General features: G+C 53.6%; 20 protein-coding genes. 4 read left to right on the plus strand and 16 right to left on the minus strand.

What is annotated here, in order from left to right:
• Positions 1 to 188 precede the first annotated feature (188 nt).
• Entirely contained in the window at positions 189 to 2,366 is a 2,178-nt protein-coding gene (gene dinG / locus EKN38_RS05445; RefSeq protein WP_014831164.1) for an ATP-dependent DNA helicase DinG, read from the plus strand.
• On the opposite strand, the gene EKN38_RS05450 is transcribed toward dinG, so the two are convergent.
• The 5 genes from EKN38_RS05450 to EKN38_RS05470 all read right to left on the minus strand — a co-directional run bounded on the left by EKN38_RS05450 (position 2,353) and on the right by EKN38_RS05470 (position 7,699).
• Complete coding sequence (locus EKN38_RS05450) at positions 2,353 to 2,853, minus strand: fimbrial protein (protein ID WP_043951587.1); 501 nt, start codon at positions 2,851 to 2,853, stop codon at positions 2,353 to 2,355. The two genes, dinG and EKN38_RS05450, sit on opposite strands and share 14 nt — an antisense overlap.
• 10 nt (positions 2,854 to 2,863) lie before the next feature.
• Complete coding sequence (locus tag EKN38_RS05455; RefSeq protein WP_043951748.1) at positions 2,864 to 3,853, minus strand: fimbrial protein; 990 nt, start codon at positions 3,851 to 3,853, stop codon at positions 2,864 to 2,866.
• 17 nt (positions 3,854 to 3,870) lie between these two features.
• A complete protein-coding gene (locus EKN38_RS05460; protein ID WP_126521785.1) occupies positions 3,871 to 6,366 on the minus strand; it encodes a fimbria/pilus outer membrane usher protein in 2,496 nt (831 codons plus the stop codon).
• Between the two features lie 72 nt (positions 6,367 to 6,438).
• The gene (locus tag EKN38_RS05465; protein ID WP_126521787.1) at positions 6,439 to 7,104 is read right to left on the minus strand and encodes a molecular chaperone; all 666 of its coding nucleotides are present in this window, start codon (positions 7,102 to 7,104) and stop codon (positions 6,439 to 6,441) included.
• 61 nt (positions 7,105 to 7,165) lie between these two features.
• Positions 7,166 to 7,699 carry a fimbrial protein gene (locus EKN38_RS05470; protein ID WP_014831169.1) on the minus strand — a complete coding sequence of 178 codons (534 nt, stop codon included), beginning with the start codon at positions 7,697 to 7,699 and terminating at the stop codon, positions 7,166 to 7,168.
• Between the two features lie 225 nt (positions 7,700 to 7,924).
• On the opposite strand from EKN38_RS05470, the gene ybiB reads away from it, so the two are divergent.
• On the plus strand, positions 7,925 to 8,887 hold the full coding sequence (gene ybiB / locus EKN38_RS05475; protein ID WP_014831170.1) for a DNA-binding protein YbiB: 963 nt from the start codon (positions 7,925 to 7,927) through the stop codon (positions 8,885 to 8,887).
• Positions 8,888 to 9,001: 114 nt separating this feature from the next.
• On the opposite strand, the gene ybiJ is transcribed toward ybiB, so the two are convergent.
• The 3 genes from ybiJ to mcbA all read right to left on the minus strand — a co-directional run bounded on the left by ybiJ (position 9,002) and on the right by mcbA (position 10,199).
• Positions 9,002 to 9,262: a DUF1471 family protein YbiJ gene (ybiJ, locus tag EKN38_RS05480; RefSeq protein ID WP_013097471.1), complete on the minus strand. Its 261-nt coding sequence runs from the start codon at positions 9,260 to 9,262 to the stop codon at positions 9,002 to 9,004.
• Positions 9,263 to 9,547: 285 nt separating this feature from the next.
• Positions 9,548 to 9,814, minus strand: coding sequence for a DksA/TraR family C4-type zinc finger protein (locus EKN38_RS05485; protein WP_014831171.1), 267 nt, complete (start codon positions 9,812 to 9,814; stop codon positions 9,548 to 9,550).
• Positions 9,815 to 9,932: 118 nt separating this feature from the next.
• Positions 9,933 to 10,199 (minus strand): DUF1471 family periplasmic protein McbA, encoded by a 267-nt coding sequence (mcbA, locus tag EKN38_RS05490; RefSeq protein ID WP_014831172.1) that lies wholly within the window; start codon positions 10,197 to 10,199, stop codon positions 9,933 to 9,935.
• 243 nt (positions 10,200 to 10,442) lie between these two features.
• On the opposite strand from mcbA, the gene rlmF reads away from it, so the two are divergent.
• Positions 10,443 to 11,354 (plus strand): 23S rRNA (adenine(1618)-N(6))-methyltransferase RlmF, encoded by a 912-nt coding sequence (gene rlmF, locus EKN38_RS05495; RefSeq protein ID WP_014831174.1) that lies wholly within the window; start codon positions 10,443 to 10,445, stop codon positions 11,352 to 11,354.
• A gap of 45 nt (positions 11,355 to 11,399) precedes the next feature.
• On the opposite strand, the gene ybiO is transcribed toward rlmF, so the two are convergent.
• The 6 genes from ybiO to rhtA all read right to left on the minus strand — a co-directional run bounded on the left by ybiO (position 11,400) and on the right by rhtA (position 18,012).
• A complete protein-coding gene (gene ybiO, locus EKN38_RS05500) occupies positions 11,400 to 13,613 on the minus strand; it encodes a mechanosensitive channel protein (protein WP_014831175.1) in 2,214 nt (737 codons plus the stop codon).
• Between the two features lie 131 nt (positions 13,614 to 13,744).
• A complete protein-coding gene (gene glnQ, locus EKN38_RS05505; protein WP_014831176.1) occupies positions 13,745 to 14,467 on the minus strand; it encodes a glutamine ABC transporter ATP-binding protein GlnQ in 723 nt (240 codons plus the stop codon).
• Positions 14,464 to 15,123 carry a glutamine ABC transporter permease GlnP gene (gene glnP, locus EKN38_RS05510; protein WP_003858462.1) on the minus strand — a complete coding sequence of 220 codons (660 nt, stop codon included), beginning with the start codon at positions 15,121 to 15,123 and terminating at the stop codon, positions 14,464 to 14,466. Before glnP ends, glnQ begins: the two co-directional genes overlap by 4 nt.
• Before the next feature lie 93 nt (positions 15,124 to 15,216).
• Positions 15,217 to 15,960: a glutamine ABC transporter substrate-binding protein GlnH gene (gene glnH / locus EKN38_RS05515; RefSeq protein WP_014831177.1), complete on the minus strand. Its 744-nt coding sequence runs from the start codon at positions 15,958 to 15,960 to the stop codon at positions 15,217 to 15,219.
• Positions 15,961 to 16,321: 361 nt separating this feature from the next.
• A complete protein-coding gene (dps, locus tag EKN38_RS05520) occupies positions 16,322 to 16,825 on the minus strand; it encodes a DNA starvation/stationary phase protection protein Dps (protein ID WP_013097463.1) in 504 nt (167 codons plus the stop codon).
• A 299-nt stretch (positions 16,826 to 17,124) separates the two neighbouring features.
• Positions 17,125 to 18,012: a threonine/homoserine exporter RhtA gene (gene rhtA, locus EKN38_RS05525; protein ID WP_014831178.1), complete on the minus strand. Its 888-nt coding sequence runs from the start codon at positions 18,010 to 18,012 to the stop codon at positions 17,125 to 17,127.
• Positions 18,013 to 18,366: 354 nt separating this feature from the next.
• Between rhtA and ompX the strand changes: the two genes are divergently transcribed.
• Positions 18,367 to 18,885: an outer membrane protein OmpX gene (gene ompX / locus EKN38_RS05530; protein ID WP_014831179.1), complete on the plus strand. Its 519-nt coding sequence runs from the start codon at positions 18,367 to 18,369 to the stop codon at positions 18,883 to 18,885.
• Positions 18,886 to 19,424: 539 nt separating this feature from the next.
• Here the strand turns inward: ompX and EKN38_RS05535 are convergent.
• Both EKN38_RS05535 and mntS read right to left on the minus strand, forming a co-directional pair.
• The gene (locus EKN38_RS05535; RefSeq protein WP_014831180.1) at positions 19,425 to 21,008 is read right to left on the minus strand and encodes a phosphoethanolamine transferase; all 1,584 of its coding nucleotides are present in this window, start codon (positions 21,006 to 21,008) and stop codon (positions 19,425 to 19,427) included.
• A gap of 283 nt (positions 21,009 to 21,291) precedes the next feature.
• Positions 21,292 to 21,420, minus strand: coding sequence for a manganase accumulation protein MntS (gene mntS, locus EKN38_RS05540; RefSeq protein ID WP_014831181.1), 129 nt, complete (start codon positions 21,418 to 21,420; stop codon positions 21,292 to 21,294).
• Positions 21,421 to 21,550 lie beyond the last annotated feature (130 nt).

Here is a 21,550-nt window from a genome sequence, read left to right on the forward strand (position 1 = left end):
GCATATCGTATTCAGACATAAAAAATCCGGGTTTAGAGGGAATGAACCTGGACTGTCTCTTACTGGCAGGATCGTTCAAATACTCTTAAACGATCGGCATTAGGCCGTAAAGCCGGGCTTTTCTTTTTGCGGCGACGAAAATAAAGTGCCACAATAGTGGCTGTTTATACAGTATTTCAGGTTTTCCGATGGCTTTAACCGCGGCGCTGAAAGCGCAGATTGGTGCCTGGTATAAGGCACTCCAGCAGCAGATCCCCGACTTTATCCCCCGGGCACCACAGCGGCAGATGATTGCCGATGTGGCAAAAACGCTTGCCGGTGACGACGGGCGACATCTGGCCATTGAAGCGCCAACCGGGGTCGGTAAAACCCTCTCTTATTTAATCCCGGGCATCGCTATTGCGCGGGAAGAACAAAAGACGCTGGTGGTCAGCACCGCTAACGTGGCGCTACAGGATCAGATCTTCAGCAAAGACCTGCCGCTGCTGCGCAAAATTATCCCCGAGCTGCGTTTTACCGCCGCCTTTGGCCGCGGACGTTATGTCTGCCCGCGTAACCTGGCGGCGCTCGCCAGCAGTGAGCCCACCCAGCAGGATCTGCTGGCGTTTCTTGATGACGAACTGACGCCAAACAACAAGGCGGAGCAGGAACAGTGCGCGAAGCTGAAAGCCGATCTCGACAGCTACAGGTGGGACGGTTTGCGCGATCACACCAGCCAGGCCATCGGCGATGACTTATGGCGCAGGCTCAGCACCGATAAAGCCAGCTGTCTTAACCGTAACTGTCACTATTACCGTGAGTGCCCGTTTTTTGTCGCCCGGCGGGAGATCCAGGAAGCGGAAGTGGTGGTCGCCAACCATGCGCTGGTGATGGCGGCGCTGGAGAGCGAAGCGGTGCTGCCGGAGCCGAAAAACCTGTTGCTGGTGCTTGATGAAGGCCACCATCTGCCCGACGTGGCGCGGGATGCGCTGGAGATGAGCGCTGAAATCACGGCGCCGTGGTTCCGCCTGCAGCTCGATTTGTTCTGCAAGCTGGTGGCCACCTGCATGGAGCAGTTCCGCCCGAAAACCACGCCGCCGCTGGCGGTGCCCGAGCGTCTGAGCGAACATTGCGAAGAGGTCTACAGCCTTATCTCGTCGCTGAACAACATCCTTAATCTGTATCTTCCGGCGACCCAGGAGGCCGAGCACCGTTTTGCCATGGGGGAGCTGCCGGACGAGGTGATGGAGATTTGCCAGCAGCTGGCGAAGCATCTGGAAAAGCTGCGCGGCCTGGCAGAGATGTTCTTAAACGATCTCAGTGAAAAGACCGGCACTCATGATGTGGTGCGTTTGCACCGTATTCTGCTGCAGATGAACCGTGCGCTGGGCATGTTTGAAGCACAGAGCAAACTCTGGCGGCTGGCTTCGATGGCGCAGGCGTCCGGCGCGCCGGTCACCAAGTGGGCCACCCGGGAAGTGAGAGACGGGCAGGTGCATCTCTTTTTCCACTGCGTGGGGATCCGCGTGGCCGATCAGCTGGAAAAGCTGATCTGGCGCAGCGTACCGCACGTGGTGGTGACCTCTGCGACCCTGCGTTCCCTCAACAGCTTCTCGCGGCTGCAGGAGATGAGCGGCCTGAAAGAAAAAGCGGGTGACCGTTTCGTGGCGCTGGACTCGCCGTTTAACCACTGCGAGCAGGGCAAGCTGGTGATCCCGCGCATGAATTATGAGCCGCTTATCGATAACGAAGAGCAGCATATAGCCGAAATGGCCGCCTATTTCCGCGAACAGGTCGAGAGTAAAAAATACCCCGGCATGCTGGTGCTGTTTGCCAGCGGACGCGCCATGCAGCGCTTTCTGGAACATGTTACCGAGCTGCGGTTACTGCTGCTGGTGCAGGGCGATCAGCCGCGCTACCGGCTGGTGGAACTCCACCGCCAGCGCATCGATAACGGTGAGCGCAGCGTGCTGGTGGGTCTGCAGTCTTTTGCTGAAGGACTCGATTTAAAAGGCGATTACCTGACGCAGGTGCACATTCATAAAATTGCCTTCCCGCCCATCGACAGCCCGGTGGTGATCACCGAAGGCGAGTGGCTCAAAAGCCTCAACCGCTATCCGTTTGAAGTGCAAAGTTTACCGGCAGCCTCGTTTAACCTCATTCAGCAGGTGGGGCGTCTTATCCGTAGCCACGGCTGCTGGGGGGAAGTGGTGATCTATGACAAACGTCTGCTCACCAAAAACTACGGGCAGCGCTTGCTGAATGCGTTGCCGGTATTCCCGATAGAACAGCCAGAGGTACCGGAAGTGAAAAAACGCCCGGCAAAACTGGCCGCCGGGCGTAAAAAAAGCATCCGTGCTAAGGGGCGCGGTCCTACTGGTAAGTAAAGGTGGCCTGAACAACGCTGCTGAACGTGCCCGCCGTCACGGGCATGGCGGTCGCGTAATAGCGTGCCGCCATGGGGAAGTCCGCGGTGTGGGTGCCGGCATCAATCACCACGCTGAATCGGGCCTGGGGGGCAAGCACGATATAATCCAGACGATCGGCCAGCTCTAACGCCACGCCTTTGGCGGTACCGCTATTGGCGAATTTAAAGGGGTGGTCCGTATCGCGCGGGCCGTCAACGGAAATGGTGGCAACCGTCAGCGTGGAAGGACAGTTCGTGAGTGTTAAATCGAAATTTTTCCAGGGGCCGGTATCGCCGATATTTTTGAAATCAGTGGCGACGGCCTGTCCCAGATCCACCACCGTATTCTGGCTGGCGCTGTCTACCTGGCAGGTGCTCTCGTAAATATTCCCTTCGATATTGAGCGTGACGTCGGTCGCGCCCGCAGAGAGGCTCGTCAGCGCGAGTAAAAGGGGGAATGTTTTCATCATCGCTCCGTTACTGATATTCAAAATCGATTGTGGCAATCGTGTTGGCTTTTCCCGCAGTGACGGTGGCATCCGTCTGGTAATACTGCACGGCGAAGGGGATCACATCCGGAACGTCAGGTTCGGCTCTTCCACCGACCGGGATAGGGTAGTCATATCTCAGATCGACACCGTCAAGCAGCATTCTCACCCCGACGCCCGTGGCGCTGTCGCTGCCAGGCGTGAGGTTCAGTACATCCGCATACTGGCTATTGATGCCATTCGCGCTGGTCACCGAGGCCGTGAGGTTGACCTCTTCCGTGCAGGTGGCGGTGATATTGAAATACTTCCAGGGTGTATAGCTGCCCACGTGGGTAAATTGTGACACCGGGAAATCGCCGAGCGTGACCGTCAGATTTAAGGGATCGACAGAACAGGTCGCCGTTCTTTCGCTGACGGTGGCGGAATAGCGGCTTTTATTGCCTTCGCCAGAAATCCCAACCGAATTAAAAACACCGAATCCGTAGGGATCCTGCGAAACCGAAAGGGTTCCGGTCCCGATATGTGTCGCCGTTTTGATTAACTGCTGGGTATAGCTGAAAGAAAACGTTTGTCCGCTGTCGCTGCTGACTGTTCCTATGGGGGTTGCGGTGCTGTCGCATGAGTAACCGGTTCCGCGAATGATCTGCCCGTTGCTGTTCAGGAGCTCAATGCCGATGCCGTCAATATTGGTCGTGTAAACACCCGGCATGCCCGGCACTTCCGTTCCCGTTCCGTAATAGCAGGAAATAATGGTGTGACTGGTGAGCGTTCCGGTACAGCTGCCGTTAACAGTATGTGTTTTTGCTGAACCCGGGATAACGCTGCCAATATTGAGGGTCGTGGGTACAGAAAGCGTGCCGGCATCCAGGGTATAAGGCAGATCGTTGCTGTTACAGGTTGTCGCTGCATGGGCATGCGGTACCAGACCCACGCTCGTGAGCAAAACCAGCAACGCAAAGGCATATCTCAACATGTTCATTTTTTCCTCGGAAAGGTTCATACACATTGCGCCGTAATGTTAAGGACCGGATTCTGGTCTTCTACCGGCAGGTGATACGCTGCGGTGCAGTGGCTGTCGGCGGTTTTCCCCCAGCTGACGTTAATCGTGCCTGTCTCCTGCATACCGGTCAGATACACCTGGCCGCCATCCCCAACGATAAATTCACCCTCCTGACGGGCCTGAGAGGCCGTTGCCCCAAACGGTATCGGACGACCATCCGCACGTTTTAAGGTCATCAGCACCCGGCTGCCGACATGCGTTTCATAATGTGCTCGCACGATGGCGCCGCGCGTCGGTGTCACCGTTCTGGCTGCATGGTCAATATCAGCATTTCCTGGCAACGTCTCGGTATTCAGTGCGAGGGTGTTATGACGGTAAGGCGAAACGTACGGCACAATGGCGTAGCCACGAAAATCGGTGTTCACGCCTGTCTGATTAGTGATGTTCGTGTCGTCAGCGCCCGGCGCTTCGATCAGTGCGACGGTCTCACCCATTGGCTGACCAAGGGTGATGCCGTGAGCATGGGCGATCATGCTGCCCTGAAGACCGACGTTGAGCTGTTGCTGCTGGTTATCCTGCGAATACCCGGCGCTCACTTCACCGTAGGTGCCTTTGTAATCGGCATTCAGACTGGTGCTGTCGCCGCTGCTCTGACTGTGGCCCTGCTGAACACCCCAGCTGAGGTTATTGCCGGCCAGCGCGGTGCCGTTCAGGCCCACGCTTTGGGTGGTTTCGTGCTTCGTGCTGTTCAGGTTGTAGTTCACCCAGGTGTTGCTGAGCCAGCGATCGAGCGGAACGGAGACGTTAAACGCGATCGTCTGCTCGCTGGTTTTCTCATTATTATCATCCCCGCTGTCACGCGTGTTTTTATCCAGTCCGTAACTCAGACCGTAGCTGATCCCGTGCCAGGTGTTGTTGTACCCGAGGTTCATCGAGGTCATCCCCTCGTTTGAATTCCAGTAGCTCTCTTTGACCAGGCTTAACGTCAGCGAACCCAACGAGCCGCCCAGGGACTGATCGACAGTGGCCTCTTCGCGGCTGCGTCGGGTGTCCGGCGTTTCCCAGTCATCATTGCGGGTATGGGAATCCAGGGTGTCCTGAAGGGTGTAGAACCCCTTGCTGTTATAGCGATAGCCAGCAATGGAAAAATGGGTGCCGGTGGTGGCGAAATCTTTGCTGTAGCGGATGCGCCAGGAGCGTCCGTCAGTGGGGGCCTGGTCCTGCATCTCTGATTTGGCGTCGGTGACATCCACCGAGAAGGCCCCGAGATCGCCGATATTCTTGCCGACTCCCAGCGCCAGTGCATCATAATACTGGCTTGCCTGTACGCCGCCGTAGGCGGTAAAGCCGTAAGGCAATCCGTAGATTGCCGTACCCTGCATAAACGGGGTTTTCTCGACGTCGTTGTCATAGCTGCGATAGCGTCCCGCGGTGAGGCTGTATTTGAAGCGGCCTTCACGCTGCAACACCGGCACTGATGCATAAGGCACCACAAAGTGCTGTTCGCTGCCGTCCGTCTCTTTGACGGTGACGTTTAAATCGCCGCTTCCGCCGGTGGGGTAGAGGTCGTTGATCTCAAACGCGCCGGGGGCGACATAGTTCTGGTAAATGACGTAACCGTTCTGGCGGACGATCACCTGGGCGTTACTGTGCGCCGTCCCGCGGATCACCGGCGCAAAGCCCTTCATGCTGTCCGGGAGCATATCGTCATCCGAGGCGATCTGCGCCCCGGTGAAAGAGACGCTGTCAAACACGTCGGAAGGGGAAGAGCTTTGCCCTACTTTGAGGTTCCCGCCAAGGGCGATAATATCCCGCTGGGCATAGGTATAGACCGACGAAAACTGGCTCTCTGCGTCACCGTCACCGCTGGTTTTGCTCCAGGTGGAGTAGTTACGAAAACGCCATGCCCCGAGATTAAGACCCGGACGCAGGTTAAGAAACTCGCTGCGCTGATCGGTACCGTTTTCACCTTTGCCGCGGTTGTCCCCGGCGGTGAAGCTGTAATTGAGCAGCAGGGCGTTAATTCCCTCGTCATACTCCTGCGGGTCGACGTAATCACGCGGTACCTGGGTAATCGCGCTCTGCGGAATGCTTAACAGCAGCTGCTGCGGATTAACATGAAACGTTGCGCTGGCGGCAGGGATAACGCTCAGGTCAACGCACTGAGCCTTATCATCTATCCTGAATTTATCGATATTAATACCAAAGCTTTTTAGCTGGGCCGTGCTCAGGCACGGCTGCAGGGTTGATTTTCCGCTGGCGTCTTTCTTCAGCGTAAACTCAATCTCTTTGCTTGCCACTTTATTATTGTTGACGTAGACGTCAACGTGATATTTACCGGGAGCCTGACCGGGACCAATCTCATAAATACTGAGGTCGGTTTTACCCTGACCCGGGTTGTCGATATCCAGCAGCGCCGGATTGAAATAATCATCGGCGAGAACTTTTTGCACGCAAACACCCAACAGGGCACAACCTAATGCGATAAGCATTGATCGTCCGTGCTGTTTCGGTGGTTTGGTGGTGTATTCCCAGCGCATAATGATATTCAGAAATTCCGGAAGTTATTTAATCTGTGCGGTATATGACTGACTAATGCCGCCAAAGTCATTGATGATTTTCCAGGACACGGTGTGTGCTGAGATATTGGCTGGCATCGCGAAATGCGTTTCGCTTTTAGGTCCGGCATAGGTGGCTTTATCCACTTTTTTACCGTCGAGTTTTATTTCCTGGAAATTCATATAAAACGGCGTGGGGTTGTCGACAATAAGTTGATTACCCCGCGTGTGCCAGACTAATTGCGTGGTGACATCTTCCGGTTTGCCCGTAATACCCGACGGACGATAAAGCAGTTTAATGCGGGTTTTAATCGCGATCTGCAACGTATTAACGCTCTCATTGCGCGCAGAAGAGGGAATGGATTTAATATTCAACCAGAACAGTGATTCGCGATCCGCTGGTAAATTCCCCCCGGTTCTGATGATGCGCAGAACGTTTTCTTGCTTCGCATCAAGGCGGAACAGAGGCGGTGTAATCAGAAACGGTGCTTTCTCGCGGGCATTATCTTCCGTTTCGACCCATGACTGCACAAGGTAGTCGAGGTTGTCCGGGTTGGTGATCCCAATGGAAGATTCTTTTTTATTTTCGGGATAGACCACGCGTGTGCCGCCGCCGGCATGGGCGACAGAAGCAATAAATAAAAAGGAGGAGGCCAGAAGATATTTTCGCATAGTAATACCGTAATAAAGCAATAACAGATATTAGCCACTGGGGTAGCTAATATCCGTTTTATTAGTTGTAAACGATAGTGAAGGTCGAGGCGGCATTCGCCAGTCCGGCAGAAATAGCAGGTCCGGTCTGGATATAGCGTGCACCAAACTGCAAATCGTTCGTTGTGGTGCCTGGTGTGAGCGTATACGCCGCAGAGGCCGTATATAAACTCAGTGGGTTTTCAGTTTTATCAAGCAACTGAACACCGACTCCCGACGCCGTACCGGTTCCTGATGTCACAGCAAGGATATCCTTATTGTTACTGTCAGGCGTTCCGCCGAACGTTACCGAGGCGCTGGTCACCGTGTCAGGACAATCTTTAAGTTGAATACTAAAACGGGTTGTCGACGTCGTCGAACCACTTCCGGTAAATGCAGATTTAGAAACCTTACCTAATGACACATTAAGTGGATTACTTAAACCGTTCACCACAGTACATGCAGAGTCAATAATTTCGCCTGTGAAATTAATTTGACCTTCACCACTGGATGCAAATACAGAAACGGAAGCACACGCCATCCCGGCGACGATCCCCGCAATAATTAATTTTTTCATTTTAATCCTCTGAATGAAAGTTTGGTACTTCAGGTATTAATCATCACCTGGCTGATTAATTCGGCAGGAACTATCGCTGAGAATTATTTTTCGTTCAATTTATCTTCAGACCATTTTTACCCTCGAAGGGCGTTTGTCCGGGTGTCGGGAGAGAAAGGAAAATGATTACCCGCCAGGCATTTATCAGGGCTATAGTATCTGCAAAGAGCCGCAAGGAGAGATGTCGTGGATTATCGTAAAATTATCAAAGAGGTAGGGCGTGGGAAAAACCATGCCCGCGACCTGGATCAGGAAACTGCCCGTGCGCTGTACACCCATATGCTCAATGGCGACGTACCCGATCTGGAGATGGGCGGTATCCTGATTGCGCTACGTATCAAAGGTGAAGGCGAAGCGGAGATGCGTGGCTTCTATGAAGCGATGCAGGCGCAAACGCTGCGCTTAACGCCCCCGGTGGCGAAGCCAATGCCAATTGTCATTCCCACTTATAACGGCGCGCGTAAACAGGCGAATCTGACGCCACTGCTGGCTATTCTGCTGCATAAGCTGGGGTTCCCGGTGGTGGTCCATGGTGTCAGCGAAGATCCAACCCGGGTACTGACGGAGACCATCTTCGGCATGTTAGGTATCGAACCGACCCTGCACGCCGGGCAGGCGCAGGCGAAGCTGGATGGTCACCAGCCGGTCTATATTCCGGTTAAGGCGCTCTGCCCGCCGCTGGAAAAACAGCTGGATATGCGCTGGCGCATGGGGGTGCGCAACAGTGCGCACACGCTTGCGAAACTGGCGACGCCGTTTGGCGAAGCGGATGCCCTGCGTCTCTCCAGCGTGTCGCATCCGGAGTACGTGGCGCGGGTGGGCAAGTTCTTTGAAGATATCGGCGGCCGGGCGCTGCTGATGCACGGCACCGAAGGTGAAGTTTACGCCAATCCGCAGCGCTGTCCGCAGTTAGTGCTGATTGATCCTGCCGGCACGCGACCTGTGCTGGAGCGTCAGGACGAGACTGCTGATGTGATAGTGCCGGAAGCAAAAGATCCGCATACCACCGCGCACTGGATTGAACAGTGTCTTGCCGGTAATGTTCCGGTTCCGCACGCCATTAAACTGCAGATGGCCTGCTGCCTGCTGGCAACCGGGGAAGTGGATTCCGTCCAGGCAGGGTTAGCCCGCGTGGAAGAGATGTTTTAGGCAAAAAAAAGCCCGTCCAGTGGCGGACGGGCAAGCAAGGGTAACAACAGGGTCAATGAGGGTTGGAGCATCTCACCAGAGGGTACGGTGAGGGTGGAGCATTAATTCAGTCGATTATTTGTAGATAACCGCAGTGCCGCTCAGCTTGTTATTGCCGTTAGCGGAGGTGATGGTGTATCCGCTTGCGCCAGCCGCTGCCGCTTTCTCAGCCAGTTTGGCTTCCAGACCGTCCAGCGTGGTTGCGCCATCAGCACTCACCACACCTACTTTATTCATGTTCTGTGCCTGAGCAGAAGACACTGGCTCTACAGCGAAAGCGCCAAAAGACAGAGCGGACAGGGCAACAGCAGCAACAGCATATTTGATGGTTTTCATAATTAATCTCTCGCAGGTTTTTCTGTTAAAGGGACGATGTTCCGTCGATGTGATAAGTATCACGTTTTTTTTCGGCAGATAAAATCGAAGAGAATTGACGTGGTTGCTCAAAAAAATTGAATGACAAATAACTTATTGAATATTAATAAATTCAGAAGGGCGATTTACATTTCTTGTCGCTGCGGTTTACAGACGTGTGATGAAGGGCACATTTTGCTACGCGCCTGGCAAAAAATCGTGAGCGTAAAGGAAAGCGCTTGCGCGGTTAACTTAGGTAAAGGAAAGTCAACGTAACTGGCTGTCTTTCGATCCTCTGCGATTATATCCCGAATGTGAACTGTTTTTCGAATCTTTATTCTGCTGGCAGTGGATGCATAACCGTACACCTTGAATGGCTTTACGGCGCGCCTCCGGGATCGTTTCTCCACACTCTTCGCATTCCGTCAAACTTTCTCCGCGCGGAATTTCACCGCGAGCGCGGGCAACTGCATCTTCAATGGTACTGTTGATCTGTTCGTTCACGGCGTCGTCATTCGCCCATCCGGAAGCCATGGCCTTGTCCTCACGTGGGGTGTGTCTCTTATAAAGATGGGGTCAAAAAACGAACAGTCAAGAGAAGAGGTGAGAACTGCATCTGTCAGCCAGATGCAGTGATTCTCAGAAGAGGAACTTATTTATAGATGGTTGCTGTGCCATACATATGGTTATCGCCACCGGCGGAATTCACCACGAAACCTTTCGCACCTTCCTGGCGGGCTTTTTCGGCCAGTTTGTTCTGCAGGTCATCAAGGTTACTTGCACGGCTCACCGAGACGGTTCCCGCAGGCCGTAGCTGGCTGGTATCGGTACTTTCGGTCAGGGACTGAACGGCCATGGCAGAAAATGATGCACTGGCCAGTGCGCCAGCAATAACAATAAGGGTCAGGTATTTTTTCATAATCACATCCTCAAGGGGAAACAACAGGTGATTCCCTTTAAGTTTAGAAGCCTGACGAGTGTGATTTAGCGCAAAAATTTGATGATGATCTGCTTATTTTTTGAACGATATAAATTGACAATTTGCTGACAGATCATAGACATAAAGGTCCCTGATTTTTGGCGATTTTTTGCGCGCAGTAGAGAGATATTTACCGTTGCGCCCGCACAGGGTATCTTACGCCGCTGTTTAAAGGAGAATGCCATGACTTCCCACAAGCCGGGATTGCACCCACGAAATCGCCACCGCAGCCGCTACGACATGAATGCGTTATGCCAGAGCTGTCCTCCGCTGCAGGATTACATTGTGCAGACGCCTGCCGGTGAACCTTCGGTCAACTTTGCTGATCCGCAGGCGGTAAAAATGCTGAACAAAGCCCTGCTGGCGCATTTTTACGGTGTCGCGCACTGGGATATTCCGGAAGGCTTTCTCTGCCCACCCGTACCGGGGCGTGCCGATTATCTTCACTATCTTGCCGATCTTCTGGCTGACGATCGTGACGGCCTTATTCCTCAGCAGGCCACTGTTCTGGATATCGGTACCGGGGCGAACCTGATTTATCCGTTGATCGGCGTACATGAATATCACTGGCGCTTTACCGGGAGTGAAATTGGTGCGGAGGCGTTTGCCAGCGCGCAGGCGATCATTAACGCCAATCCAGGCTTAAGCCGGTCGATTCGCTTACGTCGTCAGAAAGAGGTGACGTCGATCTTCAACGGCATTATTCACAAAAACGAAAGCTATGACGCGACGATGTGTAATCCGCCGTTCCATGATTCGGCCGCCGCCGCCCGTGCAGGCAGTGAGCGTAAGCGCCGTAATCTGGGTCAGGCTGAAGACGCCGCGCTGAACTTCGGCGGCCAGCAGCAGGAGCTGTGGTGCGAAGGGGGCGAGGTGGCGTTCATTCTGCGCATGATCGCGGAAAGCAAACAGTTTGCCCGCCAGGTAAAATGGTTCACGACGCTGGTTTCCCGCGGCGATAACCTGCCGCCGCTTTACCGCGCGTTGACCGAAGCTGGCGCCGTGAAGGTGGTGAAAAAAGAGATGGCGCAAGGCCAGAAACAGAGCCGCTTTATCGCCTGGTCGTTTATGGACGATAACAAACGTCGCAAATAGCACGCCGTTGTAGTCCGGGTAAGGCGAAGCCGCCACCCGGCTCGGTTACAGCGTCGGCTCCTGCGGCGGGAGCGGCGAGGCGGGTGGCGGCAATACCTGATATGTCTGCACCGGCATGCGCACATCCGCGAGATCAAAGTGTTTTTTCACCATGCTGTCGAGGGCAAAGCGCACCGTCCACTGTTTAAGCGGCTGGGTGGTGAAGGACACGCGGAGGGTAAACGCCGTGTTGGTCAGCCCGACAATACCGGCAAACGATGGCTCGCCAATTACCAGCCCGCGTATATCCTCCATGGCCATCATCTCATCGACTGCATCCCGCAGCGCCTGTTTGGCTTTATCAGCATCTTCATGACGATCGACATCGTAATTCGCCACCACCGAGCCAATACCCCGGACGAAGTTGGCGAAGGTGGTAATCGATGACCACGGAATAATGTGGTACGCCCCGGTGTCCTGGCGCACACCGACGGATCGAATCGACATTCGCTCAACCGTGCCGGTGAGTGGCCCAATCGTCACCAGATCCCCGGTGTTCATGCCATTTTCAAACTGAATAAAGATACCGGTGATAATGTCCTTCACCAGCGTCTGCGAGCCGAAGGAGATAGCCAGACCCAGTGCCCCCGCCCCCGCCAGCAGCGGCGCGATATTCACGCCGATTTCCGAGAGCACAATCATAATCGTGATGGTGCTGATGATGACCGCCAGCGCGTTGCGGAACAGAGTCAGCAACGTGCGGGCCCGTGCGCTCGGCAGCGGCCTGCCGTGAATGTCAGAGACCAGGCGGTTCTCAATCAGGCTGGCCAGCAGCGTCCAGCCCACGGCAGAGAAGAACAGGATCAGCGCGATACGGATCAAAATATCGACAGTCTTTTCCCCTGCGCCGTTGTGCAGCCAGTTCCAGAAATCGAACAGCCCCCAGGCATTGAGCAGCAGCATAATCGCCACACAGACGGTCAGAATACGCGCCACCTTCAGCGAGACCGAGAGCCAGCCGTTCACCCGTTTTTGCAGCTCCGGGTAACTGCGCTGTACCTGTGGCGACAGGGTAATGGTTTTGGATATCCAGCGGGAGAGCAGGCCGGAGACAAAAGCTGCCACGCCAATAATCGCCAGGCTCTTAAATGTTGCCCCCATCATAAACTTCAGGCTATTACCGGGATCGAACAGCGAGAAGAAGCACAGCACAATGAAATAGGCGCTGGCCAGCCAGTGCCACACCAGGGCAAAAGCGCGAATAAAGAGGCTAAAGAACGAGAGGGAACGATCGGCCAGGTGCAGCAGGCTCTCCGTAATGGTCTTCTTGTTATGGAAGATAAGGTACAGCGCCCAGACGGTAATGCAGATCATAATCAGCACGTTTGCCAGAGCACCAAACTGGACGTTCACCTGGTTGGAGATGATCGGCACGGCAACCAGCAGACCATAGCCAATCAACCCGCTGAGTACGCTCAGACGCAGCGCCCAGTATCTGGCGCTGGCATCCTGTATGGAGAAAGGACGAAGTGCCGGTACGTGCGGGCAAAATATCAGTCGCAGCAGGGCCTTAAAGAACTCAATGACCGCAAAAGCATTCAGGAAAAGTGCCTGCTGGAAGGCGATGGTTTTGTTGCCGGTATTCAGTTTGTCAGCCAGCACTTGTCCTGTGAACAGCGTCAGCGCCAGCAGCAGTAAATCGATGATAAACGCGGCGGCTATCATCAGCGGCAGGTGTAACCAGCTGCTTTTCTGCTGATTCTTCTTGCGACCCCATTGTCCCATCTTCCGGTACAGCGGCCACGCGCACAGGCGCACCAGCCAGTAAAAAATGAATACCGCCGCCGCCAGCATTAAAAACTGCGTGGCGGCAGTGGTAAACGTCTGGGGGTTAAAGGGCTTATGTGGAGAGCCAATCAGGTTGCGATAGAGCTGGGCAAAGCGCGAGGAGAGGGCATCAGCATAGTGGCGGCTAACGTCGGTCACGTTTTCCAGCACCGTTTTTTGCTCCTCTACCTGCGGCGGGGTGATGGTCGGAACGGGCTCCTGCGGCGGCGTGGCGGCCACTTTTCGCAGTTGATCGATGAGCTCCTGCCGGGAGGTGTCGTTTTCCAGTACATCGGCCAGGGCGCTGTAGGCGGCTTTTTTCTGTTCGACATCGGGCTCTGGTGGTGGCGTACTCTCCTTCGTCGCGGTGGTTCCGGTGGTGACGCCGGGGATCGCGACGGCGAATGATGGCGCACTAAACAGGCTAAACAACAACAGCAGGATCCACGGCACGGCGTCCTCCGGTGAAAATGTCGAACAAAATGATAAGTATAGAAGTCGGGGCGCGGAGAGGGATTTTTGGGAACAATCTGGCGTAAAAAAGCCGGGCATGCCCGGCTCTGTGTGTAGCGGATGAACGCCGATCAGGAGACGTGCTGCAGGAACTCCTGCAAACGCTGGCTCGGCGGATTCGCAATCAATTCCTGCGGGTTACCGTCTTCCGCGATACGGCCTTTATCGATGAAGATCAGGCGGGACGCCACTTTCTCAGCAAAGCCGATTTCGTGGGTCACGATAACCATCGTCATCCCTTCTTCTGCCAGATCCTGCATGACTTTCAACACCTCGTGGCGCAGCTCCGGGTCGAGTGCGGAGGTTGGCTCATCAAACAGCATCATTTTCGGTTTAACCGCCAGGGCGCGGGCAATCGCCACACGCTGCTGTTGTCCACCGGAGAGCTCAGAAGGGTAGTGATGCGCACGTTCTGCAAGGCCCACTTTCGCCAGCAGATCTTTGGCCAGCGCTTCCGCCGCCGCTTTGTTGGCACCGCGCACGCGCAGTGGGCCAAACATCACGTTTTCCAGCGCCGTCAGGTGCGGGAACAGGTAAAACTGCTGGAACACCATGCCTGCTTCCTGACGAATCAGCCGGTCGTCCACTTTCGGGTCATTCACTTTCAGACCATCGACGATCAGATCGCCGCTGGTGATCTCTTCCAGCTTGTTGATGCAGCGCAGCAGCGTCGATTTACCGGAGCCGGATGGGCCGATAATGACGACCACTTCACCCTGTTTGATGCTCAGATCGATATTGTGCAGCACCTGGGTTGGGCCAAAGTGCTTGGATACGTTTTTAAATTCAATCACAGGATTTTCATCCTTCTTTCAAGACGACGCAGAACGAAGCTCAGAACCAGAGTGATAATCAGGTAGACCACGGCTACTGCACTCCAGATTTCCAGCGCACGGAAGTTGCCAGCAATGATCTCCTGGCCCTGGCGGGTCAGTTCAGCAACGCCGATAACGATGAACAGTGACGTGTCTTTGATACTGATGATCCACTGGTTGCCCAGCGGCGGCAGCATGCGGCGCAGTGCCAGAGGCAGAATCACGTGACGGATGGTTTCGCGACGCGAAAGGCCTAACGCCAGACCCGCTTCACTGAAGCCTTTATGAATCGACAGCACCGCACCGCGCGTAATTTCTGCGATGTAGGCACCGGAGTTGATCATAATGGTCACGACGGCGGCGCTGAACGGGTCAATGCGCAGGTCGGTGAAGGCCATTGGCAGGGCGAAGTAGATGAACATGACCTGCACGACAATCGGGGTGCCGCGGATCACTTCGATGAATACCAGTGCGATGTGGTTTGCAATCCAGCCACCGTAGGTGCGGGCGAAACCGGCGACAAGACCGATAATCAACCCGCCAACCAGACCGAGGACCGAAATCCACAGGGTCATTTTAGCGCCTTCAAGCAAGAGAGGAATGGCAGGCCAGATGGCGCTCCAGTCAAACTGCATGATGTATTCCTGTATACCGTGGTGAAAAACGAAAAACGTAGGCCCGGTAAGCGTGAGCGCCACCGGGCGTTACAAACCTGAGTTCAGGTAAAATTATTTAGGCTCGGTACCGAACCATTTTTTGTAGATTTCGTTGTACGTGCCGTTCTCTTTCAGGGTTTTCAGCGCGCCGTTAACTTTCGTACGCAGGTCGTCGCTGCCTTTCGGGAAGGCAATACCGTACTGCTGTGCTTCCAGAGAATCACCGACCGCTTTGAACTTGCCGTTGCCCGCGGTTTTGATGAAGTACAGGATGTTCGGGGTATCGTGCAGAACGGCGTCAGCACGGTTGGTGCCGAGTTCCATATAGGCGTTATCGATATTCGGGAACTGGCGCAGATCTTTCGTTTTGATATTCGCTTTCGCGTAATCTACGGAGCCAGTGCCGCTCTTCACCGCCACCACTTTACCGTCGAGATCTTTCACGCTTTTTACATCGTTATTGTCAGCTTTCACCATCACCAGCAGGCCGCTTTTGTAGTAGCCGTCAGAGAAGTCGATCGCTTTTTTACGCTCTTCAGTAATGGTGATGCCTGCCAGTGCCAGGTCAACGTTTTTGGTTTGCAGTGCCGGGATAATACCGCTGAAGTCCATTGGCTTCAGGGTGTAATCCAGTTTAAGTTCTTTTGCGATAGCGGCCCACAGATCCACATCAAAACCAACGTATTTATCACCCTGCTTGAATTCAAACGGAACGAACGCCGTGTCGGTTGCCACAACCAGTTTGTCGGCGGCCTGAGAAGAGACCGCAAAAGCCAGGGTAAGTGCAGCCAGTGAAACTTTTAATACAGACTTCATAGCATTTCCTTTTATATCCACGGGGCGATCCCCTGCGAGAACGACTGGCACAATGAAAAAATCGTGCCAACTTTACAAGCTGTTGTTTTGCAAAGGGGAGGATGTCATGCATTGCACAATAAACGTGGCAATGATGTCTGATTGCACCAAGATGAAGCACCGTTTTGGTGCGTGTCGTTTGGCTCAACTGACGGGGAGATATTTAGCGCAAATAATGACGAAAAAACAATCTTCCATTAACGGTTGTGTGAGGTGATTATTACATTTTCTTCACTTTTGCAGCGTCTCAGGGGAAAAGTGTGCACCACAAATGTGCAAAACCCTCACCGGAGGCGAGGGTTTGATAGAAAATTCATATGGATTATTCGATGTTAGATTCGATAAACCACAGGAACTGATCGAGGTCGCGAGATGCGGCGGTGAAGATATCCGCAGTATCTTCGTCTTTTGCCTGGCTAATCGCTTTACGCACGTCGTTAGCCACAATCGCATAACGGTCTGCCAGCTCTTTCAGGTGATCCTGAACGGTGTGAATATCCAGCGGATAGCTTTTCAGTGGCGTTTTGCTGTTAATCACCTGCGTGGTACCCAGCGCCACACCGCCTAACTGCACGGCGCGTTCGGCCATGGTGTCCAGGTGGGTGACCAGTGCTGTGCGGAAGCCATCCAGCATTTCATGAACGGCAATAAAGTTTGCACCGCGCATATTCCAGTGGGCCTGTTTGGTGATCAGCGAAAGATCGATGAACTGGATCACCTGGCGATTGAGCAACTCAATCGTTGCTTTTTTGTCGCTGTCCGATACATCGTTACGGGTATAAAGCAGATTAGACGCTTTCGTTTTCACCAGTTTAGCGGTACTCAAAATCTCATATCCTCTTGATGTTTATGTCCCAGGTAATTACGGAACTAAGTATAGCACCGGATTTTTTCCCTGCGGTTTGGCTGTGCCTATTGGTTTAATAGCAAGAAGGGAGTTGAATTATTAATTGATTGAATTAGATGGTATTTTTTAAAATTGACACAGATCAATCTTAATTCTCTATTTCCCATTAAGGGCGAGAGAAATATGACTTTTCGATGACGAAGAATGTAAGAAATTATAAAAATCTCAGAGCTGGCCTTTATTCTGCATGGCAATGAAGCCATGCAGAATATACGGCGTTAGCTGATGTCGACTTTCTCAACTTTTGACTCGGGGCGCATGGTGAGCGTTGACCCCATAGACGCTGCAATGATTGAGCACAGCGCCAGCGTCTGGGTAAACGTGAGGGTTTCACCGAGGAATACCATACCGGAGATGGCGGCCAGTGCGGGTTCCATGCTCATCAGCGTGCCGAAAATGCGCGTCGGCAGCCGCGTCAGGGCAATCATCTCCAGCGAATAGGGCAGGGCGGTGGAGAGGATGGCGACAGCAAGCCCAATCGGCATCACTGACCATTGCCAGATGGATTCCGTGGCCTGAGCCATTCCGAGTGGCACAAAGATGATGGCGGCAATTAACGAGCCCAGCGCGACAGTTGCCGGGCCGTGCTCTTCTCCGGCACGCTGGCCCGTGAGGATATAGACCGCCCAGCAGGCTCCTGCGCCCAGAGCCAGCGCGGCCCCCGTCAGGTCAATTTCAGAGACGCTCTGACCCAGCGGTAACAAGAACCATAATCCAAGCACCGCTAAGATTACCCAGATAAAATCGACAGGCCGTCGGGACGCGAAAAGCGCCACGGCCAGCGGGCCAGTAAATTCCAGTGCGACGGCAATACCCAGAGGAATGGTCTGGATAGAGAGATAGAACATATAGTTCATGGCGCCCAGCGCCAGTCCGTAGAAAAGCAGCGGGAGTCGCTGCTCTTTTTTAACCCGCAACCGCCAGGGTTTAAAGATGACCACCAGGATCAGGGTCCCTAACGCGATACGCAGGGCAGTGACGCCCGGTGCGCCCACCAGCGGAAAGAGTGATTTCGCGAGCGACGCTCCGCTCTGTATGGACAACATCGCGATCAGAATTACAGCAACCGGCATCCAGACCGACGACCTGCGGGATAACCCTGGCATCCTTTCTCCTGTCAATTTTTGTCAAATAGGGTAAAAGCCGCAGTGTAATGGAAATATGGCGTCACGGTTGAGCTACTGTTGAAAAAAAACCAGGGAAAATCCGTAAAATGGATTAGCGTTGCTGGTTTTATCGCCTGTCAGATTAGGAATAATCTGGATGAATGTAGAGGCATTGGCGCGCAGTATGGGTGTTTTGCAACAGAAATTCTCTGTGATTTGAATAAGATAACTGATGCTGGAAACGTTCTGTTACAGGAAAGGTTTCATTAGACATCACGAATCTCAAAGAGTTTCGCAAATTTTTTTGATATATTTAAAACTTACGGATTTACTTGAAGCACATTTGAGGTGGTTATGAAAAAAATTGCATGTCTTTCAGCACTGGCCGCTGTACTGGCTGTTTCCGCAGGTACCGCTGTAGCTGCTACTTCCACTGTTACCGGTGGTTACGCTCAGAGCGATATGCAGGGCGTAATGAACAAAGCTAACGGTTTCAACCTGAAGTATCGTTACGAGCAGGATAACAACCCACTGGGCGTGATCGGTTCTTTCACCTACACCGAGAAAGATCGTTCTGAAAACGGCGCATACAACAAAGGCCAGTACTACGGCATCACCGCTGGTCCAGCATACCGTCTGAACGACTGGGCAAGCATCTACGGTGTTGTAGGTGTTGGCTACGGTAAATTCCAGCAGACCGAAAACCAGGGTCTGAACCGCACTGCAAGCAACAGCGACTACGGCTTCTCCTATGGCGCGGGTCTGCAGTTCAACCCAATCGAAGACGTTGCTCTGGACTTCTCCTATGAGCAGAGCCGTATCCGCAACGTTGACGTTGGCACCTGGATCGCGGGCGTAGGTTACCGCTTCTAATCACTTCGGTGAGCCAGTAAAAAATCCGCCCATGTGGCGGATTTTTTTTAACCTTTTTCTCTATCCCTGTGGGCTGACGGTTCCCCAGTCATTCACAAACAGAAGCAATAACGCTGCCTTCAGAATGACTGAGGGCATTCAGCGATGCCCTGGTCCGGCTGTAAATCGCTGAGGCGTTTCCTGCAGGCCGGGGCGAGGCGCATGGATGCGCCGAGAGGGCGGCTTTACAGGGGCGTTACATCCGCCCGTCCCCGATAAGCCGGAAGGAATAAGCCGAAGGTACCGCGAAGCGGCGATTTACCGCCGGGAGCCCGGGTCGCCAGGGTGGTGGCGATTGAGCCACCCTGGCACGTTCACGGGTCATGTTGTTACAGAGTAGCAAGGAACATAAAGTGAACGGAATGACCACCAGAGCTGTATGTTCCCCCTCACCCCAGCCCTCTCCCCTAAGAGGAGAGGGGGCCGTCCGTAGACGCTTTTTGTGTGGGGATCCCTCTCCCGTGGGAGAGGGCCAGGGTGAGGGCATCAGACCGCACAGCTTACTTACTCTTAATATCGAAAATATCCGTCCCCAGATGGTTATAGTCAACTTTCTGTAACTTGAAGTTGGTAACGTACGCTGGGGGCGCTTTCTTGTTTGAGATAAACGGGTAAGTATTTTTTATCTGCTCTGCAGAAATCCCTGTCCACTGCGAGAAGAACGTCAGGAAATCATTCGCCGAACGACGCGCTTTGATAATACGATGCTTCTTGTCATCACTCGACAGCACCATAAACGGCACCTGGAAGTTCTGCTGGAACTGGTCGTCGTGCGCCAGATACTGCACCTCTTTACCGCGCTCTTTGAACGCCAGCCCATGATCCGAGAAATAGACCAGTGAGAAACTGTCGCCTGTATTGCGGAGCTGATCGTACAGTTTGCTGAGCAGCTCATCGGTTTGCGTCATGGTGTACAGATAGCAAGAGGTCTCTTTGGATTGCACAAACTCTGCGTATTTCCCCTGGGTACGGTCGCAGGCCTGCGGGTGGGAACCCATCAGGTGCAGGACGATCAGCTGAGGCTGCGTACGCTGCGTGGCAAAGACCTGGGCCGTCATCTTGAGCAATGCTTCGTCTTTGGTATTTTTATCGGCTTCAAAATCACCGCTTTTCAGGAACTGCACTTCGTCAGCACGCTTAGCGATACTGGCAATCGCGGTATCGTATTCGCCAATTTGCCCCTGATTGGAAAACCACCACGTCTGAAAACCGGCACGGTTTGCCAGCGTGACAAAGTTATCCTGATATTGCGGTTTCCCGTCGACAACGCGGTTCAGCGTCAGGCCGAGGGATTTCTGCGTCGAGCCGCTGGCCGCAATATAATCGGTAAACAGGGTACCGTTGACGGAGCTGGCGAACGGCGTGTTATCCCAGTGTCCGCCGAACGCGCCCATCGCGTCGCGGCGTGCACTTTCACCGATGACAACCACATAGGTATGGTACTTCGGCTTCACCGCCAGCACGTTCCAGGTGTCTTTCATATTGGAGAGCTCAGCCATGCGCGCCTGCTCGTCGAGAACTTCCTGGTTATTGACGACAACGTCTTTTACGAAGCGGAACACCGGATAGCCGGTATCCTTCAGCTTGAACACGCCGCCCCAGGCCAGGTTTTGCACGGGGGTGACAAAGAAGGTCACCACGCTGAATGCCAGGCACAGCGTCTCCATTTTTCCCCACGCTTTTTTCTCTTCTGGTTTTCGGCGCACTGCGATTACGCCAAGCGCAAAAATAAAGAGGCCGACCACGTAGCTGTACCACGGGAAGATCGTCAGGATCTCGGTCGACTCTTCCATATTGGTCGAGTGCAGCGCCAGCAGCGTATTAAAGTTTGGCGAACCATAGGCCTGACCAAACGGGAAATAGAGGGCGGCAATCAGGGAGCAGATACCGATTAACGTTTTTTGCGCGCGCGGCGCGGTACGCCACAGCAGATGCAAAATGCAGGTGAACGCAACGGCATAAAGCAGGCTGAAAGGATAACCCAGCGCAAAGTTAATCAGTAATGATTGTAAAAAGTAGAATCCCGTCCACGGACTTAAGGCCCGACTGCGGGTAACAACGGTGTCTATCAGGGTTAAATTCATAGGTCACTATCATGCATAAAAACGCCATGTGCTCACCCTGGCGTCAAGGGTCATAACCTGCCTGACAGTGCGTGGAGAGGGAATGAGGGTCCGCTTCAGCGAGCCGCAAATTGTGCAGGGCTGCAAGAAGATAGTGCGAGCGCTAAATAATATCAACAGTTGCTAAGCAGATGTTTTGCGAAGGGGATTGCAAATCCGTAAAAAAAATCAGGAATAGGGCGGCTTAAGGCCAGTATACAGCGGGAATATGACGGAAAAATGAAGCGGCGTACCGCAACGCCGCTTAGTGGGAAGGTTTGTCGTCCTGATGCGGTTTGTTGTTAAACATATCGCACAGCATGTTCAACAGCATTAAGCGCACTTTAAAAGGAGAGTGAGTAAACACGGTCATACACCTCTTGAATTCGTTCATAAGACCTCCTGAGTTTTGATCCCTTCGATCCGTGAAGGGTGACTGCATTACATACAGATATAGCACAGGCTATATTGTATAGCTATGGCTATTTCGTTAATTTTTTGTGCTTGTAGAGCTATGGTTTACA

Source organism: Enterobacter sp. WCHEn045836 (genome assembly GCF_003965585.1).
In the GTDB taxonomy this organism is placed as follows: domain Bacteria; phylum Pseudomonadota; class Gammaproteobacteria; order Enterobacterales; family Enterobacteriaceae; genus Enterobacter; species Enterobacter dissolvens.

Excerpts from the sequence above, each read along its gene's own strand:
- mcbA (WP_014831172.1), bottom strand. The coding sequence starts at position 10,199 with ATGAAAAAATACCTGACCCTTATTGTTATTGCTGGCGCACTGGCCAGT.
- mntS (WP_014831181.1), bottom strand. The coding sequence starts at position 21,420 with ATGAACGAATTCAAGAGGTGTATGACCGTGTTTACTCACTCTCCTTTT.
- EKN38_RS05455 (WP_043951748.1), bottom strand. The coding sequence starts at position 3,853 with ATGAACATGTTGAGATATGCCTTTGCGTTGCTGGTTTTGCTCACGAGC.
- EKN38_RS05460 (WP_126521785.1), bottom strand. The coding sequence starts at position 6,366 with ATGCTTATCGCATTAGGTTGTGCCCTGTTGGGTGTTTGCGTGCAAAAA.
- glnP (WP_003858462.1), bottom strand. The coding sequence starts at position 15,123 with ATGCAGTTTGACTGGAGCGCCATCTGGCCTGCCATTCCTCTCTTGCTT.
- EKN38_RS05485 (WP_014831171.1), bottom strand. The coding sequence starts at position 9,814 with ATGGCTTCCGGATGGGCGAATGACGACGCCGTGAACGAACAGATCAAC.
- ybiJ (WP_013097471.1), bottom strand. The coding sequence starts at position 9,262 with ATGAAAACCATCAAATATGCTGTTGCTGCTGTTGCCCTGTCCGCTCTG.
- EKN38_RS05535 (WP_014831180.1), bottom strand. The coding sequence starts at position 21,008 with ATGAATTTAACCCTGATAGACACCGTTGTTACCCGCAGTCGGGCCTTA.
- EKN38_RS05450 (WP_043951587.1), bottom strand. The coding sequence starts at position 2,853 with ATGAAAACATTCCCCCTTTTACTCGCGCTGACGAGCCTCTCTGCGGGC.
- dinG (WP_014831164.1), top strand. The coding sequence starts at position 189 with ATGGCTTTAACCGCGGCGCTGAAAGCGCAGATTGGTGCCTGGTATAAG.
- rlmF (WP_014831174.1), top strand. The coding sequence starts at position 10,443 with ATGACTTCCCACAAGCCGGGATTGCACCCACGAAATCGCCACCGCAGC.
- glnH (WP_014831177.1), bottom strand. The coding sequence starts at position 15,960 with ATGAAGTCTGTATTAAAAGTTTCACTGGCTGCACTTACCCTGGCTTTT.
- rhtA (WP_014831178.1), bottom strand. The coding sequence starts at position 18,012 with ATGCCAGGGTTATCCCGCAGGTCGTCGGTCTGGATGCCGGTTGCTGTA.
- ompX (WP_014831179.1), top strand. The coding sequence starts at position 18,367 with ATGAAAAAAATTGCATGTCTTTCAGCACTGGCCGCTGTACTGGCTGTT.
- EKN38_RS05470 (WP_014831169.1), bottom strand. The coding sequence starts at position 7,699 with ATGAAAAAATTAATTATTGCGGGGATCGTCGCCGGGATGGCGTGTGCT.
- EKN38_RS05465 (WP_126521787.1), bottom strand. The coding sequence starts at position 7,104 with ATGCGAAAATATCTTCTGGCCTCCTCCTTTTTATTTATTGCTTCTGTC.